Below are 2,741 nucleotides of genomic sequence, written 5' to 3'. Positions count from 1 at the left end.
GTCCTGCAACGCCGTGCGGCGAGAGTGCGTGCCGGGCGTCGGGGCGCAGGCGGGGGTTCGAAGACAGGCTCTTACGCGTAGTCGGTGATGTCCTTGACCTCCGAGAAGCCCAGACCGTACGCGCTCATGCCGCGCCCGTACGCGCCCAGGTGGACCCCGCCCTGGGTGGACCCGGCGAGCACCCAGCCGAACTCCGACTCCCGGTAGTGGAACGGCGTCGGAACACCGTCCACGGGCAGCGAGAGGGTCGTCCAGTCAGCGCCCGTCAGATCGTCCGCCAGCACCCACGCGGTCTCGGTCTGCTGGTCCAGCCAGTCGTCGCGCAGTCCGTGGTCCATCTGGCCGGGCCAGGTGAAGCTGAGCAGTCCGACCCCGGCCAGCCATGCCGCCGACGAGACCGAGGTGGCCTCCATCACGCCGGTGCCGTCGGCGCTGCGCCGCACCGGGCTGGTGGGCACGGTCACCACGACCGCGAATCGCTCGCGCTCGGAGCCCCCGTCGGTACGCAACACGGGCTCGTCGCCGTGTCCGGTCGAGCCGTGTGCCACCGTGCCGTCGGCCGCGCTGCCGACCTGCATCAGCCAGCGCGGCCCCGTGAAGGCCTCATCCAGGCCGTACCACGCGAACGGCGCCAGCAAGTAGCCGTCGACCGTGCGTGCTCCTGCCTGACTCGTCGTCTCCATCAACCCGGCCGCCTCCTCGATCTCCGTCGGTCCGGAGTGGCCCGCCCCCCTCGGGCGTCCTGAGTCCGGACAACAACAGAGCAGAATAGCCACACCGGTTCTCGGAGTCGGATCTCCCTGGCCTGAGCGGGTCGCTCACCAGCCACCGCGCGGGTGGCTCAGGTGGCGTCCGAGTCGAACGGCGGGTGCTCGATCGCGGCCGGCTTCTGGCCGCCCTTCTGAAGGTCGGCGCCACCGCTCTTGCGCAGGTCGGGGCCACTGCCCTTGGTGAGGTCCGGAGCGCTGCCCGAGGAGCCGGACGGGGCCGGGCTCTTGGGGTCGAGGCTGTGCGCGGCGTCCGTGACCTCGGCCATTTCCTTCTTCAGGTCGAAGCCGTTGCGGATCTCCTTGAGCCCCAGTTCGTCGCTGTCCAGCTGCTTGCGGATGAACGTCTTGGGGTTGAGGTCCTCGAACTCGAAGTCCTTGAACTCCGGACCCAGCTCCTCGCGGATGTCCTGTTTGGCGCTGTCCGAGAAGGCGCGGATCTTTCGGATGAAGCCGGCGACGTCCTGGATGACCTTGGGCAGCTTGTCCGGGCCGAAGATGAGGACGGCGATGATCGCCAGCGTCAGCACCTCGAGTCCGCCTATGTCACCGAACACCTGGTGGCCCCTTTCGATGTCCGCGGCTGTGGGCAGAAGGTCCCGATCTGAGATCCGGGCTGGTCCACAGTACCGGGCGATGCTGTCTGGCCGGTACTGTCCTGGCGCCATGTGGTCGACGCCCGGGTGGTCTGCGGGTGACCCGGCATCAGGTCACCCGGCATGAGGTCGCCCGGTGTCAGGTCACCCGGCGTCGGCGGCGCCGAGCTCCAGGGACAGCGTCTGCTTGTCGCCGTTCCGCTCCAGGGTCAGTTCCAGCTCGTCACCCGGGCGGTGTGCCCGGATCTTGACGATCAGTTCCTGGCCGGTGTGGATGCGCTGGCCGTCCACGGCGGTGATGATGTCGCCCGGCTTGACCCCGGCCTTGTCGGCGGGGCCGCCCGGCTTGACCGCCGCGCCGCCGTCGCGGGTCTCGTCGGCGACCCGGGCGCCGTCGCCGGTGAACTGGGTGTCCAGGGTGACCTCGATCACCGGGTGGGTCGCCTTGCCGGTGTTGATCAGCTCTTCGGCGACCCGCTTGGCGAGGTTGACGGGGATCGCGAAGCCCAGGCCGATGGAGCCCGCCTGGCCGCCGCCACCGTCCGGGTCGGAGCCGCCGCCCGCGGAGCGGATGGCGCTGTTGATGCCGATGACCCGGGCCTTGGAGTCGACCAGGGGGCCACCGGAGTTTCCGGGGTTGATCGGGGCGTCGGTCTGCAGGGCGTCGACGTAGGACACATCGCTGCCGTCACCCTCCTCGCCGCCCGCGGTGATCGGGCGGCCCTTGGCGCTGATGATCCCCGATGTGACGGTGTTCGACAGGTCGAAGGGGGCGCCGATGGCCACCACCGGGTCGCCGACCTGGACGTTGTCGGAGTTGCCCAGGGGCAGTGGCTTGAGGCCCGAGACGCCGGTGACGCGGACGACGGCGAGGTCGTAGCCCGCGTCCTTGCCGATGAGCTTGGCCTTGGCGGTCTCGCCGCCGCTGAAGGTGACCGATATCCGGCCGTTCGAGCCCGCCGGGTCGACCACGTGGTTGTTGGTGAGGATGTGGCCCTTGTTGTCCAGGACGAAGCCGGTTCCGGTGCCCTGCGCGCCGCTGCCGCTGACATGCAGGGTGACGACGCTGGGTACGGCGCTTTCGGCGATCCCGGCGACGCTCTCCGGGGCACGCCCCTTGTCTTCCTTACCGGCCTGCGGGAGGCGCACGTCGGTGATGCCGCCGTTGCGCTCGACATACGCGCCGATTCCGCCGCCGACGGCGCCCGCTACCAGCGCGATGGCGAGGGCTCCGACCAGCAGCGCGCCGCGCCGGGGCTTGCGGACGGGGGCGGGTCCGGCGCCGGTGGGGTGCAGCAGGGGCTGCTGCTGCGGCTGCGGGGTGCTCCACGGGTCGTACTGCTGCCAGGGCCCGGTAGGCGCGCCGGGGGCTCCCGAT

At 70.6% G+C, this 2,741-nt stretch carries 3 protein-coding genes; all 3 read right to left on the bottom strand.

Annotated elements, in window-relative coordinates; all coding sequences use genetic code 11:
- Positions 1–71 precede the first annotated feature (71 nt).
- Entirely contained in the window at positions 72–683 is a 612-nt protein-coding gene (locus U9R90_RS35260; RefSeq protein ID WP_411061505.1) for a hypothetical protein, read from the bottom strand.
- A gap of 158 nt (positions 684–841) precedes the next feature.
- A complete protein-coding gene (locus U9R90_RS35255) occupies positions 842–1,324 on the bottom strand; it encodes a sec-independent translocase (RefSeq protein ID WP_411061503.1) in 483 nt (160 codons plus the stop codon).
- A 183-nt stretch (positions 1,325–1,507) separates the two neighbouring features.
- A partial coding sequence (locus U9R90_RS35250) for a S1C family serine protease (RefSeq protein ID WP_411061501.1) occupies positions 1,508–2,741 on the bottom strand: 1,234 nt, incomplete at its 5' end.

This window comes from Streptomyces sp. E11-3 (assembly GCF_046540415.1).
GTDB lineage: Bacteria > Actinomycetota > Actinomycetes > Streptomycetales > Streptomycetaceae > Streptomyces.
Note: the sequence above shows the minus strand (reverse complement) of the source record. Positions and strands in the feature narration are given on the sequence as shown.

What these genes read in the sequence shown, in the direction of transcription:
- U9R90_RS35260 (WP_411061505.1), bottom strand. Translation starts at nt 683, where the DNA reads ATGGAGACGACGAGTCAGGCAGGAGCACGCACGGTCGACGGCTACTTG.